The organism is Neisseria sicca 4320 (assembly GCF_000193735.1).
GTDB lineage: Bacteria > Pseudomonadota > Gammaproteobacteria > Burkholderiales > Neisseriaceae > Neisseria > Neisseria sicca_E.
Map to the genome: position 1 here is coordinate 20,550 of NZ_AEPF01000058.1, position 14,975 is coordinate 35,524.

14 protein-coding genes and 1 pseudogene are annotated in these 14,975 nt (G+C 51.7%); 8 read left to right on the forward strand and 7 right to left on the reverse strand.

The genetic code is table 11. The features are described 5' to 3' along the window. Positions 1–10 precede the first annotated feature (10 nt). From dmpG to dmpE, 7 genes are all read left to right on the forward strand, one after another. Complete coding sequence (dmpG, locus tag NSCA4_RS0105870) at positions 11–1,042, forward strand: 4-hydroxy-2-oxovalerate aldolase (protein ID WP_016687271.1); 1,032 nt, start codon at positions 11–13, stop codon at positions 1,040–1,042. Then, entirely contained in the window at positions 1,039–1,830 is a 792-nt protein-coding gene (gene dmpH, locus NSCA4_RS0105875) for a 2-oxo-3-hexenedioate decarboxylase (RefSeq protein WP_016687272.1), read from the forward strand. The genes dmpG and dmpH overlap by 4 nt, the downstream gene beginning before the upstream one ends. 21 nt (positions 1,831–1,851) lie before the next feature. Further along, positions 1,852–2,043: a 4-oxalocrotonate tautomerase gene (locus tag NSCA4_RS0105880; RefSeq protein ID WP_016687273.1), complete on the forward strand. Its 192-nt coding sequence runs from the start codon at positions 1,852–1,854 to the stop codon at positions 2,041–2,043. A gap of 58 nt (positions 2,044–2,101) precedes the next feature. Continuing rightward, complete coding sequence (locus NSCA4_RS0105885; RefSeq protein ID WP_016687274.1) at positions 2,102–2,425, forward strand: 2Fe-2S iron-sulfur cluster-binding protein; 324 nt, start codon at positions 2,102–2,104, stop codon at positions 2,423–2,425. A 58-nt stretch (positions 2,426–2,483) separates the two neighbouring features. Next, positions 2,484–3,410, forward strand: coding sequence for a catechol 2,3-dioxygenase (locus NSCA4_RS0105890; protein WP_016687275.1), 927 nt, complete (start codon positions 2,484–2,486; stop codon positions 3,408–3,410). 196 nt (positions 3,411–3,606) lie between these two features. Further along, on the forward strand, positions 3,607–5,067 hold the full coding sequence (locus tag NSCA4_RS0105895) for a 2-hydroxymuconic semialdehyde dehydrogenase (RefSeq protein ID WP_016687276.1): 1,461 nt from the start codon (positions 3,607–3,609) through the stop codon (positions 5,065–5,067). 122 nt (positions 5,068–5,189) lie between these two features. Further along, the gene (dmpE, locus tag NSCA4_RS0105900) at positions 5,190–5,975 is read left to right on the forward strand and encodes a 2-oxopent-4-enoate hydratase (RefSeq protein ID WP_016687277.1); all 786 of its coding nucleotides are present in this window, start codon (positions 5,190–5,192) and stop codon (positions 5,973–5,975) included. A 351-nt stretch (positions 5,976–6,326) separates the two neighbouring features. Here dmpE and NSCA4_RS16025 read toward each other — a convergent pair whose 3' ends face one another. Further along, the gene (locus NSCA4_RS16025) at positions 6,327–6,689 is read right to left on the reverse strand and encodes a PM1805 family lipoprotein (protein ID WP_016687278.1); all 363 of its coding nucleotides are present in this window, start codon (positions 6,687–6,689) and stop codon (positions 6,327–6,329) included. A 556-nt stretch (positions 6,690–7,245) separates the two neighbouring features. After that, entirely contained in the window at positions 7,246–8,796 is a 1,551-nt protein-coding gene (gene purF, locus NSCA4_RS0105910) for an amidophosphoribosyltransferase (protein WP_029609570.1), read from the reverse strand. Between the two features lie 213 nt (positions 8,797–9,009). Between purF and NSCA4_RS0105915 the strand changes: the two genes are divergently transcribed. Then, positions 9,010–10,524, forward strand: coding sequence for a polyamine aminopropyltransferase (locus NSCA4_RS0105915; RefSeq protein WP_016687282.1), 1,515 nt, complete (start codon positions 9,010–9,012; stop codon positions 10,522–10,524). Between the two features lie 453 nt (positions 10,525–10,977). On the opposite strand, the gene cysI is transcribed toward NSCA4_RS0105915, so the two are convergent. From cysI to NSCA4_RS12890, 5 genes and pseudogenes are all read right to left on the reverse strand, one after another. Continuing rightward, positions 10,978–12,732, reverse strand: coding sequence for an assimilatory sulfite reductase (NADPH) hemoprotein subunit (gene cysI / locus NSCA4_RS0105925; protein WP_016687284.1), 1,755 nt, complete (start codon positions 12,730–12,732; stop codon positions 10,978–10,980). 193 nt (positions 12,733–12,925) lie between these two features. Continuing rightward, the gene (locus NSCA4_RS0105930; protein ID WP_016687285.1) at positions 12,926–13,390 is read right to left on the reverse strand and encodes an MliC family protein; all 465 of its coding nucleotides are present in this window, start codon (positions 13,388–13,390) and stop codon (positions 12,926–12,928) included. 221 nt (positions 13,391–13,611) lie between these two features. Continuing rightward, the gene (gene ykgO, locus NSCA4_RS13825) at positions 13,612–13,737 is read right to left on the reverse strand and encodes a type B 50S ribosomal protein L36 (protein WP_003685279.1); all 126 of its coding nucleotides are present in this window, start codon (positions 13,735–13,737) and stop codon (positions 13,612–13,614) included. After that, on the reverse strand, positions 13,737–14,012 hold the full coding sequence (locus tag NSCA4_RS13830) for a type B 50S ribosomal protein L31 (RefSeq protein ID WP_003744241.1): 276 nt from the start codon (positions 14,010–14,012) through the stop codon (positions 13,737–13,739). Before NSCA4_RS13830 ends, ykgO begins: the two co-directional genes overlap by 1 nt. 152 nt (positions 14,013–14,164) lie before the next feature. Further along, positions 14,165–14,901, reverse strand: a pseudogene (locus tag NSCA4_RS12890) (toxin-antitoxin system YwqK family antitoxin). Positions 14,902–14,975: the final 74 nt, after the last annotated feature.

Here is a 14,975-nt window from a genome sequence, read left to right on the forward strand (position 1 = left end):
GGAGGAAGACATGGATTTAAAAAGTAAAAAAGTTATTTTGCATGACATGAGCCTGCGTGACGGCATGCACGCCAAACGCCATCAGATTTCTTTAGACGAAATGGTAAACATCGCCACTGGCCTCGATGAAGCTGGTATGCCGTTGATCGAAGTAACCCACGGCGACGGATTGGGCGGCGCGTCCCTCAACTACGGTTTTCCCGCCCACAGCGACGAAGAATATCTCGGCGCAGTGATTCCCAAAATGAAGCAGGCCAAAGTTTCGGCCTTGCTGTTGCCCGGTATCGGCACCGTTGACCACCTCTTAATGGCCAAAGAATTGGGCGTGTCGTGTATCCGCGTGGCCACGCACTGTACCGAAGCCGACGTTTCCCAGCAACACATCACCAAATCCGCCGAGTTGGGCTTGGATACTGTCGGCTTCCTGATGATGGCGCACATGGTACCCTCCGCCAAACTGATCGAGCAGGCCAAGCTGATGGAAAGTTACGGCGCGAACTGCATCTACTGCACCGATTCGGCGGGCTACATGCTGCCCGAAGAAGTGGAGGAAAAAATCGGTGCGCTGCGCCAAGCCCTGAAGCCCGAAACCGAGCTGGGCTTCCACGGACACCACAACCTCGGCATGGGCATTGCCAATTCGCTGACCGCCATCAATGCCGGCGCCAACCGTATCGACGGCTCAGTAGCTGGCTTGGGTGCAGGCGCGGGCAATACCCCGTTGGAAGTGTTTGTAGCGGTGTTGGAGCGAATGGGGGTCGAGCACGGCACCGACTTATTTAAACTGATGGACGTGGCCGAGGACCGAGTGGTGCCGATTATGGATCACCCCATCCGCGTCGACCGCAACGCACTAACACTGGGCTATGCGGGCGTGTATTCGTCGTTCCTGTTGTTTGCCAAACGCGCCGAAGCCAAATACGGCGTCTCCGCCCGCGAAATTCTAGTGGAGTTGGGCAAGCGCGGCACCGTCGGCGGGCAGGAAGACATGATCGAAGATTTAGCACTCACTATGGCCAAGCAGAAAGGCAAAACAGCATGAGCACATTAAGCAAACAACAAATCGAGCAACTGGCCGAACATTTAGAAAACGCCGAATTGCAGGCTTATGAAGTCACCAAAATCACCGACGATTTCCCTGAAATGGATTATGAAGACGCCTTCGACATCCAATGGGAAATCCGCCGCCGCAAAGAAGAGCGTGGCAACAAAATTGTTGGCATGAAAATGGGGCTGACCTCATGGGCCAAGATGAGCCAAATGGGCGTAGAGCATCCCTGCTACGGCTTTCTGGCCGACTATTTTAGCGTGCCCGAAGGTGCAGCAGTAAAGCACGACGAGCTGATCCACCCGAAAATCGAGGCCGAGCTGGCGTTTGTGACCAAAGCCGATCTGCGAGGTCCCGGCTGTCACATCGGCGACGTATTGGCCGCCACCGATTTTGTGATGCCTGCCATAGAAGTGATTGACTCACGCTACAAAGATTTCAAATTCGATTTGAAATCGGTGATTGCCGACAACTCTTCTTCCAGTCGTTTCATTACCGGCGGCTGTGCCAAACCCGTGAGCGAATTAGATTTGAAAACGCTGGGCGTGGTGATGGAAATCAACGGCAAAGTGGTGCAGACCGGCGCCGGCGCGGCGGTGCTGGGACATCCGGCAGCATCGATCGCTATGCTGGCGAACATGCTGGCTGAACGCGGCGAATATTTGCCGGCTGGTTCGTTTGTGATGATCGGCGCAATTACCGCCGCCGTACAGGTGGAAAAAGGCGACTCGTTCTGCGTGCATTTCCAAGATTTGGGCAGCATCAGCGGCCGTTTTGAATAAAGGTCAAGAAAGGAAACAATCATGCCGATTATTCAGATCCACATGATCGAAGGCCGTACCGACGAGCAAAAAGAAGCCGTCATCCGCGAAGTAACCGAAGCTATGGTTCGTGCAGTAGGTACGCCGAAAGAATCGGTGCGCGTACTGATTAACGAAATGCCCAAGCAGCATTTCGGTATCGGCGGAGAATCGGCGAAAGCGAAAGGACGTTGATGTTTCAGACGACCTGTCTGGAAACAAGAGGTCGTCTGAAGACCGCGAAGGAGGAAACATGGGCTACACCGTATGTATTAAAGATCCGAGCGGTTCGGCTGCTTGCACGCGCAGCATTATCGTGCACGAAGGTCAAACCCTGCTGGCCGCTTCTGAGCAGATGGGGCAGTGCACCATTTCGGTGGGCTGTCGCGGCGGAGGATGCGGCGTGTGTCGGATACGGATTTTGTCGGGCTGCTACCGCAAAAAGGCCATGAGCAAAACCCATATCAACGAGCAGGATTTGGCTGAAGGCGTGGTACTGGCTTGCCGAGTTTTTCCCGAAAGCGATATGGAAATCGTGAGCGAGCCGCCCCAGCCGCCTTACAACCCGTTTACTTAATTTATGCAACACCACAACCACAGACTGAACACTAAATAACGAATACAGGAGAAACATCATGAGAAAAGGTGTAATGCGTCCAGGACACGTACAAATCCGCGTATTGGACATGGAAGAGGCCGTGAAACATTACGGTGATTTGATGGGCTTGCTTCCCATGGGCAGCGACGAACAAGGCCGCCGCTATTTCAAAGGCTGGACGGAAGTTGACAGCTTCTCCGTCGTGCTGCGTGAAACCGACGAAGCGGGCATGGATTTCATGGCGTTCAAAGTGCTTGACGAAGCCACCCTTGACAAACTGCGTCAAGAGTTAATCGATTTCGGCGGGCTGGACGTACAAGACATCCCCGCGGGCGAATTGAAAGGCTGTGGCCGCCGCGTACGCTTCACCGCACCCACCGGTCATGTGTTCGAGCTGTTCGCTACCAAGGAGCAACCTGGCAAATACGGCGTGGGTGAACGCAACCCCGAAGCCTGGCCGCGCGATTTGAAAGGCATGAAAGTCACCCGTTTCGACCACTGCCTGCTCTACGGCGACGACCTTGATCGCACCTACGATCTGTTCACGCAGGTATTGGGCTTCGACTTGGCAGAACAAGTGCTAACACCCGACGGCACCCGCGCTGCGCAGTTCCTCACTTGCTCAATGAAAGCACACGACGTGGCCTTTATCCGCCATGCCGAAAAGGGCAAATTCCACCACGCCTCGTTTTATCTCGAAACGTGGAACGATGTTCTGCTGGCTGGTGATTTGATTGCTATGACCAACACTTCCATTGACATCGGCCCAACACGTCACGGCATTACCCTCGGTCAAACGATTTACTTCTTCGATCCGTCGGGTAACCGCAACGAAGTGTTTGCAGGCGGAAACTACCACTACCCCGACCACCCGCCGGTAACATGGGATGTCGATCAGTTGGGCAAAGCCATTTTCTACCACGACCGCGTGCTCAACGAGCGTTTCTTAACAGTATTGACTTAAATCGTATTTTCAGACGACCTGTCTGAAATCAAAGGTCGTCTGAAAAACTTGCACAAACCCTATCGCAAATAAACTGAACACAACAGCACGTTATTCCGGATTTAAATCCGAATATCTCTCCAAGTTTACTGAAAATCGGTATAGTCGAGTATGGCTGAATAAGTTTATTTGTCCTATTAAAAACAGAGGTAGGAACATGAAAGAATTCAAACATTTTATCAACGGCGAATATGTCGGCTCGTCCAGCGGCAAAACTTTTGAAAACCGCAATCCGGTCGACAATAGCCTAATCGGCATGGTACATGAAGCCGGTAAAGAAGAAGTCGATGCCGCCGTAGCCGCCGCCCGCGCCGCCCTCAAAGGTCCGTGGGGCAAGCTCACCCAAGCCCAGCGTATTCAGCTCTTAAACAAAGTGGCCGACCGTATTAACGAGCGTTTCGACGAGTTTCTTGAAGCTGAATGCCGTGACACCGGCAAGCCGCGCAAAATGGCTTCGCACATCGACATTCCGCGTGGTGCCGCCAACTTCAAAGCCTTCTCTGAAACCTTGGCCAACCATCCCACTGAAGCCTTCCGACTCGACACACCTGACGGTAAGGGTGCCATCAACATCGGCCACCGTACCCCAAAAGGCGTAGTTGCCGTGATTTCACCGTGGAACCTGCCGCTGCTGTTAATGACTTGGAAAGTTGGTCCTGCCCTAGCCTGCGGCAACACTGTTGTCGTGAAGCCTTCTGAAGAAACCCCCGCTACCACCACATTGCTCGGTGAAGTGATGAACGAATGCGGCGTGCCGCCAGGCGTATTCAACGTTGTACATGGTTTTGGTCCCAACTCCGCCGGTGCGTTCCTTACTGAACATAAAGGCATCGATGCCATCACCTTCACCGGCGAAACCCGAACCGGCGAAATCATCATGAAAGCTGCCGCTGTCGGCCTGCGCAACATTTCTATGGAATGCGGTGGCAAAAACCCAGCTATCGTGTTTGCTGATTGCGATTTGGAAAAAGCTGTCGAAGGAACCATGCGTTCCGCCTTCGTCAACTGCGGTCAAGTCTGCCTCGGTACCGAGCGCGTGTATGTAGAACGTCCGCTGTTCAACGATTTCCTGCGCCGCATGAAAGAAGAAGCCGCTAAGCTTAAACCCGGTCGCCCCGAAGACCCAGAAGCGAACTTCGGCCCGTTGGTGAGTCAAGAGCACCGCAACAAAGTGCTGTCGTACTATAAATTGGCCGTGGAAGAAGGTGCTACTGTCGAAATCGGCGGAGGTGTACCCGACATGGGCGAAGCCCTCAAAGACGGTGCATGGGTCGAGCCGACCATCTGGACAGGTTTACCCGACGACGCACGCGTAGTCCGCGAAGAAATTTTCGGTCCTTGTTGTCATATCCGCCCTTTCGACACTGAAGAAGAAGCTATCGCGCTGGCCAACAACACCGACTACGGTCTAGCAGCCGCCATCTGGACGGAAAACAGCAGCCGCGCCGTGCGTGTGGCCGAGCAGATGGAAGCCGGTATCGTGTGGGTGAACAGCTGGTTCCTGCGCGATTTGCGCACCGCATTCGGCGGAGCCAAACAGTCAGGTATCGGTCGCGAAGGCGGCGTGCACGGTCTAGAGTTTTACACCGAGCTGAAAAACATCTGTATCAAGATGTAAGCAGACCATCTGAAAGCAGACTGAGCGGTTCTAAAAAACCGTAGGGCGGGCATCCCTGCCCGCCACACTTACCCCATAATAAAAGGTCGTCTGAAATTTCAGAGACCTCACGGAGGCATACTATGACCCAAGACGATATCAAACGCTTCGGTACCATGCTCTACCAAGCCATGAGCAGCCGCCAAGCTATCCGTTCTCTCACCGAACAAGCGCCGGACATCACTATCGAAAACGCCTACCACATCTCCCAAGCCTTTTTGCAACATCGCTTGGATGCAGGAGAAAAAGTCATTGGCAAAAAAATCGGCCTCACCTCGCACGCCGTACAATCCATGCTTAAAGTTAATCAGCCTGATTTCGGTTTCCTCACTGACAAAATGGTATTCAGCCAAGGGCAAGATATGCCCATCAGCCAAATGCTGATGCAGCCGCGCGCCGAGGGCGAGATTGCCTTTGTGTTGAAAAAAGATCTAAACGGTCCCGGCGTGACCGTCGCCGACGTCATCGCCGCTACAGAATGCGTGATGCCGTGTTTTGAAATTGTCGACTCCCGTATCGAAAACTGGCAAATCAAAATCCAAGACACCGTCGCTGACAACGCTTCCTGCGGTCTCCTAATTCTCGGCGACACTGTCGTCAGCCCGCGCCAAGTCGATTTGCGCACCTGCGGCATGGTTGTTGAGAAAAACGGCAAAATCATCAGCACCGGTGCCGGAGCAGCCGCCCTCGGTAGCCCCGTCAACTGTGTCGCTTGGCTTGCCAACACCTTGGGTAGCTTCGGAATCCCACTCAAAGCAGGCGAGATCATCCTCTCTGGCGCGCTAGTTCCATTGGAAAACGTGAGTGCAGGCGATTTCATGTCTGTATCTATCGGCGGTATTGGTAATGCTTCAGTGTTGTTTAGCTGAAATGGTTTCAATAGGTAAATATAGTTAAAAAACTTAAAAATAGTATATTTGTCATACTCAGACTTAACCTGAGTATCTTGAGTTCAGGTAATTTAAGAGATACGAAGTTCAAGCACGAGTATGACGTTTATACTTCTGCTATTAATTGGCTGTACTAGAGACCTTTACAAAATAGCCCCTTTACCTAAGAGTCGAAACCCAAATACAGAATTTCGGATCTTGGATAAAGGGGCTATTTTGTAAAGGTTTCAGCTAAGAAGATGTAGTTGGTACAGGTTTCTCTCATAAAAAAGTCGTCTGAAAAGGCTGCGATAGCGTTTTCAGACGACCTTTGGTGAACTTTAACTCAGATTATTGGGCATATTTTTTACCCAAAGCTTCAGCAGCTTTTTGTACTTCCTGATTGGCTTGGCGTAAAACCGTTTCCATATTTTGGGTTTTGTCTTGGTATGCCTTCATGAATTGGACAGCTTCTTTGTCTTTCATGTCAATCTTTAGTGCAGAAGCATTTTCGCTGGACAGGATGATCATTTCGTTGGCTGTTTTGCTTGTTTGCAGCATACGGTCAAGAACGGCTTTGACTTCAGTATCTTGAATATTGAGTTTCTCGGCATCTTGAAGGTATTTATCAAGAGCGGGTGTCAACTCTTTGACGGCTGCAAGAGCGGCTGCTTCATCGCCTTTTAATGCAGTTTGTTGCAGCTTGGAAGCCATTTGCGCGATTTTTTATGCTTCTGCTCCTGAGATATATTCCATGAATTTCTTCAGGTCTTCCAAACCGGTTGGTGATTTTTTGTCGGAAATGGTAATCGGCTCTGCCAATTTAGGATCGGGAACGGGGAATTTATTGATGATTTCAGCGTATTTGCCGGAGAGGGTGACTTCGCCTTCTGCTGTTTGTACGGTAGTGGGTTGCTGTCAGCCGATTTGCCTGAGTCGCCACAGGCTGCCAATGTGGCAGCAGTGAATAATGCCAAGCCGAATTTTGTTAAGGTGTTCATAAGAGTCCTTTGAAGAAATAGGCAGATAATCGATGCTTATCGAAATGATAGACGCTTTATTCTAGCACGGACTCGATTGATATACTTAAGACTATTTGAACGGAATGGTAGGTTTCTATAGCGGGTTAACTTCAAATCAAAACAAAGTAATACCCTGTGCTGGTCTAATAAACTTAACCCACTATATAAAAAGGGTCGTCTGAAAACCGCTATCCTTTAAAGGGAAATGGTTTTCAGACGATCTTTTGCCTTAATCGTTCAAACCGGTTTTATTCTTCGTCACCCGTATCGCTGATGCTGATACTGATGCTGTGTTCCATCCTGCTCGGGTGGACTTTCAAGCCGCCGCAGCCGGATTTCTCGGCGGACAGGCGGTCGAGGTAGGCTTGGTCGATGTCGCCGGTTTGATAGATGCCGTTGAAACAGGACGAATCGAAGGACTCGATTTTCGGATTGAGTGCTTTGACGACGGTTTCTAAATCGCTCAAATTTTGGAAAACGATGCCGTCCGCGCCGATTTCGGCGGCGATTTCCGCCGCGCTGCGCCCGTTGGCAATCAACTCTTCGCGCGTGGGCATATCGATGCCGTACACATTGGGATAGCGTACTTCGGGTGCGGCGGAGGCGATATAGACTTTGCGTGCGCCCGCTGCGCGTACCATTTCAACGATTTCACGGCTGGTTGTCCCGCGCACGATGGAATCGTCCACCAGCAACACGCTCTTGCCTTCAAACTCGGTTTCCATCGGGCTGAGTTTTTGGCGCACGGATTTTTTGCGCGTCGCCTGGCCGGGCATGATAAAGGTGCGTCCGATATAGCGGTTTTTAATCAAACCTTCACGGTAAGGCTTTTTGAGGTGGACGGCAAGCTCCATCGCGCTGGGGCGGCTGGTGTCGGGAATGGGCATCACGACGTCGATGTCGTCCACGGGCAGCTCGCGTTTGATTTTTTCCGCTAAGGACACGCCCATATCCAAACGCGATTGGTAAACCGATACGCCGTCGATCACGGAGTCGGGACGGGCAAAATAGACGTATTCGAAGAGGCAGGGACTGAGTTTGGCGCGGTCGCTGCATTGACGGGCAATCAGTGTGCCGTCAAAGCCGACGAATACTGCTTCGCCCGGCTGGATATCGCGTTCCAAATCGTAGGCAAGCGCATTGAAGGCAACGGATTCGGAGGCGACGGCATAGGATTTTCTGCCTGATTCGTCGGTTTGCGAACCCAACACCAGCGGGCGGATGCCGTAAGGATCGCGGAAAGCGAGCATGCCGTAGCCCGCAATCATGGCAACCACGCCGTATGCGCCGCGCACAAGGCGATGGACTTCAGCAACGGCGTTGAAAATATTGTCGATATTGAGCCGGTGGGGATTGGCGTTTTTAGAGACTTCGCGGCGCAATTCGTGCGCGAATACGTTGAGCAAGACTTCGGAATCGGAGCTGGTGTTGACGTGGCGCAGGTGTTTGTTGCACACGTTTTCATACAGTTCGGCAGTATTGGTGAGGTTGCCGTTGTGTGCCAAAACGATGCCAAACGGCGAGCTGACGTAGAAAGGCTGCGCCTCCGCGCTGCTGCCCGCGTTGCCCGCCGTAGGATAACGGACGTGGGCGATGCCCGCGTTGCCAACCAAATCGCGCATATTGCGTGTGCGGAACACTTCGCGCACCATGCCTTTGCCTTTGTGCATGTGAAACGTTCCGCCCTCGGCCGTTACAATGCCCGCCGCATCCTGCCCCCTGTGTTGCAACATCTGCAAACCGTCGTACAGAAGCTGGTTTACCGGCTCATGGCTGACCAAACCTAATACACCGCACATATCGTCTTCTCCGAATTCGAGGTTAACTTGGAAACTAGAATTATAGAATAAATCGGACAAGGCTGCCCAAATTGTTGACAATATTTTCCTGTCAACCCCAAAAATACGGAAACGTCGTCTGAACAAAAGGCTGGAGTTTTTCAGACGACCTTTGCGGCAGACCATCCCTATTTCAATATACAATAGCAGCTCAAACCCCATTCCTACGACACCATGACCGCCAACCGCACCCTCATCATCTCCGTCTTTATCGTCGCCAGTTGCGGCCTTGCCTACGAACTCATCATCGCCGCGCTGGCGAGCTATCTTTTAGGTGACAGCATTTTGCAGTTTTCTTCCGTCATCGGACTTTATCTTTTCTCGATGGGCATCGGCGCGCACCTGACCCGCTACATCAAAGACGAAGACGTGTTGCACCGCTTCATCGAAATCGAACTTCTAGTCGGCATCATCGGCGGCATTTCCGCGCTGGCCTTGTTCGTCGCTTTCGGGCTTTCCGCCGCCCCGTTCCGCACCCTGCTCTACGCCTTCGTGCTGATTGTCGGCGCGGTCGTCGGCATGGAAATCCCGTTGGTGATGCGCGTGTTAAACCGCAAAGGCGCAGAATTTAAAGAACTCGTTTCCAAAGTCCTGACCTTCGACTATTTGGGCGCACTCGCTGTTTCCCTGCTCTTCCCGCTTCTCTTAGCCCCCAAACTCGGCATGGCGCGTTCCGCCCTCTTGTTCGGCATCCTCAACGCCGCTGTCGCCTACCTGACCGCGCGCGTCTTCAAAGCCGAACTGCCCCGCTATCGCGCCATCCGCCTGCGCGCGCTGATTGTCTTGTCCGTCCTCGCCGCTACCTTCGCCTACGCCGACCGCATCTCCTTCAAAGCCGAACAAAGCTACTTCGGCGACCCCGTCGTCTATCAAAGCCACTCGCCCTACCAGCGGCTCGTCGTGACCCGCTGGAAAGACGACACCCGCCTCTACATTAACGGCAACCTGCAATTCTCCTCGCGCGACGAAGCCCGTTACCACGAAGCCCTCGTCCTGCCCGCCATGCAGATGGTTCAAAACGCCGCCCGCATCCTCATCCTCGGCGGCGGCGACGGGCTGGCGGCGCGCGAAGTCTTGAAATACCCGCAGGTCAAACACGTTACCCTGGTCGATTTAGACCCCGACATGACCGCCACCTTTAAAACCTCCGCCGCCTTAAGCGCGCTGAACCAAGGCTCGCTATCCCATCCCAAAATGCACGTCGTCAACGACGATGCCGCCAAATGGCTGGAGGGGTCGTCTGAAAAATTCGATGTCATCATCATCGACCTACCCGACCCGTCCAATTTCTCGCTGGGCAAACTCTACTCCGTCCCCATGTACCGCCTCGTCGCCCGCCATCTTCAGCCGCAGGGCAAAATCGTCGTCCAATCCACCTCGCCCTACTTCGCCCCCAACGCCTACTGGTCGGTCGTCGCCACCCTCGAAGCCGCCGGCCTTTCCACCGCCCCATATCACGTTTACGTCCCCTCCTTCGGCGAATGGGGATTTGTGTTGGCAGGCTTCGATAAGCAATTCCCTGTCCCGCAGAAATTCGACGTTCCCACACGTTATCTAAACGCCCAAACCGCCGCCGAAATGTTCCGCTTCCCACCCGACATGGCAAGACGCAAGGTCGAGCCGAACTATCTGAACAACCAAATCCTTGTCAGCTATTTCGAAAGCGACTGGCACAACGTCATCCGTTGAGCTTTTTCCCAAAACAAAGGTCGTCTGAACACTTTCAGACGACCTTTTGACTACCGGCTTTCAACTCTTACTCTTATTTTTTCGAGTTTGCCAACACAAAGTCGAGCTATAGCTAAATTACTTTATTTTCGATACGCAATTTACCGGTTGTCGTCATTCCTGTGCAGGCGACAATCCATTTTTGAAATTCAGAAACTGTTTTTCAAACCAAGGTTTCTCAAGTTTTACGATAGACTCCCGCCGTAGCCTGTCCTCGCGTAGGCGGGGGCGGGAATGACGAAATTTAATGATATGCCGGAATTAAAATTAAGTATGTTTGCTAGATTCGGAAGACGTTTCGAATAGGATGTCACATCATGAGCTTTGCCAGCGAAAACCGTTACCCCAAAATCCAAAAGGTCGTCTGAATCTTTCAGACGACCTTTCTTCCTATACATCATTCCTTACCTGCACTCAAGCCCAGAAATCGCGTGGCGGATCGAGAACAGGTTTGACAATACCGGTGCGGATGGCGAAGTCGCCGAAACCTTCGTCGTCGAGGCGGTTTTGCGCCCAGTTGCCGACCCAGCCGTCGACGATTTCGAGGATTTCGGGTTCAGTAATGTTTTCTTTAAAGAGGCGCGGGATGCGGGTGCCTTCGCGGTTGCCTCCTGCGTAGAGGTTGTAGCGGCCGACGGCTTTGCCGACCAAGCCGATTTCGGCGAGCATGGCGCGGCCGCAGCCGTTGGGGCAGCCGGTGACGCGCAGGACGATGTATTCGTCTTCCAAACCGTATTTGGCGAACATTTCGTCGATTTTGTCGGAGAACGACGGCAGGAAGCGTTCGGCTTCCGCCATTGCCAGCGGACAGGTCGGCAGGGCGACGCACGCCATGGAGTTTTCGCGCTGGATGGTGATGGATTTGCTGATTAAGCCGTGTTCTTTAGCGATTTTGTCTATGGTGTCTTTCAGCTCGGGCGGGACGTTGGCGACGACGAGGTTTTGATTGGCGGTCAGTCGGAAGTCGCCGGGGTGGATTTTGGCGATTTCGCGCACGCCGGTTTTCAACGGTCTGCCGGGGTAGTCGAGCAGGCGGCCGTTTTCAATAAATAGGGTCAGGTGCCAGTTGCCTTCGAGGCCTTTAACCCAGCCGATGTGGTCGCCGCGATGGCTGAAGGCGTAGGGGCGGATGGGTTGGAACTTGATGCCCATGCGCTTTTCGACTTCTTCTTTGAACACTTCGACGCCGACGCGCTGGAGGGTGTAGCGGGTGCGCGCGGCTTTGCGGTCGCTGCGGTTGCCCCAGTCGCGCTGGGTGCTGACGACGGCTTCGGCGGCGTTGAGGGTGTATTCGAGGGGGACGAAGCCGAATTCGTAGGAGGTGTTGGGGTAGGTTTTGGTGTTGCCGTGTTCGCTGGAAAGCCCGCCGCCGACAAGGACGTTGAAGCCGACAAGTTTGCCGTTTTCTTCGATGGCGACGAAGCCTAAATCATTGGAATGGATGTCCACATCGTTGTCGGGCGGGATGACGACGGCGGTTTTGAATTTGCGCGGCAGATAGGTTTTGCCCAAAATCGGTTCGACGTTGTCGGCGATTTCTTTGTTGCGCGGCTCGGTCGGCTCGGTGGTGAACACTTTTTCGCCGTCCAGCCAGACATCGGCGTAAGCCATGGTGCGCGGCAGAAGGTGCATGCTGATGCGTTTCGCCCATTCGTAGGCTTCTTGGTGCAGCGGGCTTTGGACGGGATTGCTGGTGCAAAGTACGTTGCGGTTGACGTCGCTGGCGGTGGCAATGGAATCGAGGCCGAGTTTGTGCAGGGACTGGTGCGCCAGTTTCAAATCGGTTTTTAAAATGCCGTGGTATTGGAAGGTTTGGCGGTTGGTCAGGCGGATAGAACCGTAAATAGTGTGGTCGCCGGCAAATTCGTCTATGCCCAGCCACTGTGCCGGCGTGATGATGCCGCCGGGCAAGCGGCAGCGCAACATCATGTTTTTTAAGGGTTCGAGTTTTTGGCCGGTGCGCTCGGCGCGGATGTCGCGGTTGTCCTGCTCGTACATGCCGTGGAAACGGATGAGCTGGAAATTGTCGGCGGTAAAGCCGCCGGTAAAGTCGTCGGTCAAATCGTCTTTGATGGTACCGTGCAGATAGTCGCTGCGGTCTTTCAGGGCTTCGTTGCCGGAAAGCGGGGTATCGGGCAGCTTGGCGCGCGGGTCGGCGGTGGTCGTCATAGGGTGCTCCTTATTCTCAGTTTGGAGCTACTTTAATCAGGTCGTCTGAAAATGGGAAAGAATGGTTTGTTCGATTTAAAGATGATTTCGTTATATCCAAAAGATTGCCTGTAATGTAGGGGCACACTGCATCAAATAGAAAAAAGGTCGTCTGAAGACATTTTCAGACGACCTTTAGCAGGATATTTGATGTTTAGCGCACGCTGCAGGAAGTTTCTACACGGTTGCCATACGGATCGGTAAAGCTGAAGGATGCTTCGCCGTTTTTCTCATGCCATTCCGCACCTTTGCCGAACAGACCGCGGTTGGAAGTGTAGCGCGAGCCGGAACCGGAAACATCGGATGACAATACAGCGCGTTTGTCGTCAAGACGCAATTCCAACTGATCGTTATTCAAGTTGCGGACATCAACAGACAATCCATTCTCACAAGAGAATGTGCGCAAACGGCGGGACTCTGATGTGCGACGGTTTTCTTCATAACGACGCTCTTCACGGCGCATCTCGTTACGGTCGTAATTATTATCACGATTGTCGTAACGGTGTTCATGGCGATGCTCGTGGCGGGAACCATGTTCGAAATCATAATCCATGTCGGGTGCAACGCAGGCACCAAGGGATAATGCGGCGGCAACAGCCAGTAATACTTTTGATTTCATAAATATCTCCTAAATAGGAATTTGTCTGCTAAATGCGCTGCCATGTTATAAACATCTCCACCTCCAAACAAGCGGGATTACGCTAATTTACCCGATATTCCTAAAACTGGTTGTTTGCAGGCAAAAAAGATATTTTTAATGATATTAACCAACATGAGTTTACATGATTGCTAAAAAAATCCGCACCATTTTCAGGTGCGGACAGTCGATCCAGCCGGTATTTAACGCTGACGTGCCTTAAAGCGCGGGTTACTCTTACAAATAACGTAAACCTTACCCTTCCTTCGGACGATTTGACAGTCGCGGTGGCGTTTTTTCGCTGTTTTCAGTGAAGATAAAACTTGCATTATTTGTCCTTTCTAAATGAAGACATCATCGATTGGAAACGCTGATTGAACTTGCTCGCACGCCCTTCCGTGTTAACGTTGCGCTGTCTGCCGGTATAAACAGGATGAGATGCAGACGACGTATCCAGCGCGAAAAGCGGGTATTCTTTTCCATCTTTCCAAACCATCGTCTTACCATGCGTCTCCGCACAAGAGCGGATAAGCCAGCCTTCATTTGCACCACTGTCGAAAAACAAAACAGTACGGTAATTATCAGGATGAATATTCGGTTTCATCAATCAATACTCCATAAGTAATATGTTATAATATAACATTATACGCTATTTTAAAAATATCGCAAGTTTCCCTCCAAATAGCTTTTCATAAAAAAGAAATACGGATAAGGCATTAAACCTTACCCATACTTCCTTTTCATATATTTTAACATTTATTCAACAACATAACCTTCTTTATCCCAATGCGTTTTTTTCACCAGTTGATCGTTGGAATAAACCGATTCTGACTTTTTGGCACCATCTTCATACCATTCCAAAACAATACCGTTGCGACGACCATTAGAAATGCTGATTTCCGATAAAATACGACCATTTTCGTCCCAACTCAAAATCTCAGTCGGTTTATTGTTGACCATATTCATTTCCATCTTCGGACTACCGTCCGGATACCATTGCTTCCAATACCCGTTGGCTTTGTCGTGTTTGAACTGGATCTCGCTTTCCTTGACCCCATTACGGTAATATCGCGAACCGGTTCCTTCGCTCAACCCGTTTTGATAAGGCATCACAGCAGATTTCTTGCCGTTCGGATACCAGTTTGTCCATTCACCGTTCGGCTTGCTGTTTTTATAAGTCCCTACCATTTTTTCTGTCCGTTGAAATGCCAAAGCGTCAACGCCCCATTATCTAACACAGGAACAAACACTTTAATTTGCCCTGCAGGAACTTCATACGGATCAGAATATTTCTTCATGGACGGATAATAAAAATCCTGCGCCTTGGCGATACCTGATTGAACCGTATATTGTCGGACATATGCAACCGATGACATCGTTGCCGTAATTTTGCCATGTTGATTAAAATAAACAGAATGGGATTGCGCCCATGTTTGAGAAAATGCACCTAAAAGCAGTACGGCAGCCAAACTTTTTTGCAAATATTGAATCATTGTCAGATTATCCGGAAACTGGAGCCAATAATAACGCTCCTTAGATTAAATGTGCAGATTGAAGTATTCCGACG

Coding starts and splice junctions, on each gene's coding strand:
- NSCA4_RS0105885 (WP_016687274.1), top strand. CDS start 2,102: ATGGGCTACACCGTATGTATTAAAGATCCGAGCGGTTCGGCTGCTTGC.
- NSCA4_RS0105890 (WP_016687275.1), top strand. CDS start 2,484: ATGAGAAAAGGTGTAATGCGTCCAGGACACGTACAAATCCGCGTATTG.
- NSCA4_RS0105915 (WP_016687282.1), top strand. CDS start 9,010: ATGACCGCCAACCGCACCCTCATCATCTCCGTCTTTATCGTCGCCAGT.
- cysI (WP_016687284.1), bottom strand. CDS start 12,732: ATGACGACCACCGCCGACCCGCGCGCCAAGCTGCCCGATACCCCGCTT.
- NSCA4_RS0105895 (WP_016687276.1), top strand. CDS start 3,607: ATGAAAGAATTCAAACATTTTATCAACGGCGAATATGTCGGCTCGTCC.
- NSCA4_RS0105930 (WP_016687285.1), bottom strand. CDS start 13,390: ATGAAATCAAAAGTATTACTGGCTGTTGCCGCCGCATTATCCCTTGGT.
- dmpE (WP_016687277.1), top strand. CDS start 5,190: ATGACCCAAGACGATATCAAACGCTTCGGTACCATGCTCTACCAAGCC.
- dmpG (WP_016687271.1), top strand. CDS start 11: ATGGATTTAAAAAGTAAAAAAGTTATTTTGCATGACATGAGCCTGCGT.
- dmpH (WP_016687272.1), top strand. CDS start 1,039: ATGAGCACATTAAGCAAACAACAAATCGAGCAACTGGCCGAACATTTA.
- NSCA4_RS0105880 (WP_016687273.1), top strand. CDS start 1,852: ATGCCGATTATTCAGATCCACATGATCGAAGGCCGTACCGACGAGCAA.
- ykgO (WP_003685279.1), bottom strand. CDS start 13,737: ATGCAAGTTTTATCTTCACTGAAAACAGCGAAAAAACGCCACCGCGAC.
- NSCA4_RS16025 (WP_016687278.1), bottom strand. CDS start 6,689: ATGGCTTCCAAGCTGCAACAAACTGCATTAAAAGGCGATGAAGCAGCC.
- NSCA4_RS13830 (WP_003744241.1), bottom strand. CDS start 14,012: ATGAAACCGAATATTCATCCTGATAATTACCGTACTGTTTTGTTTTTC.
- purF (WP_029609570.1), bottom strand. CDS start 8,796: ATGTGCGGTGTATTAGGTTTGGTCAGCCATGAGCCGGTAAACCAGCTT.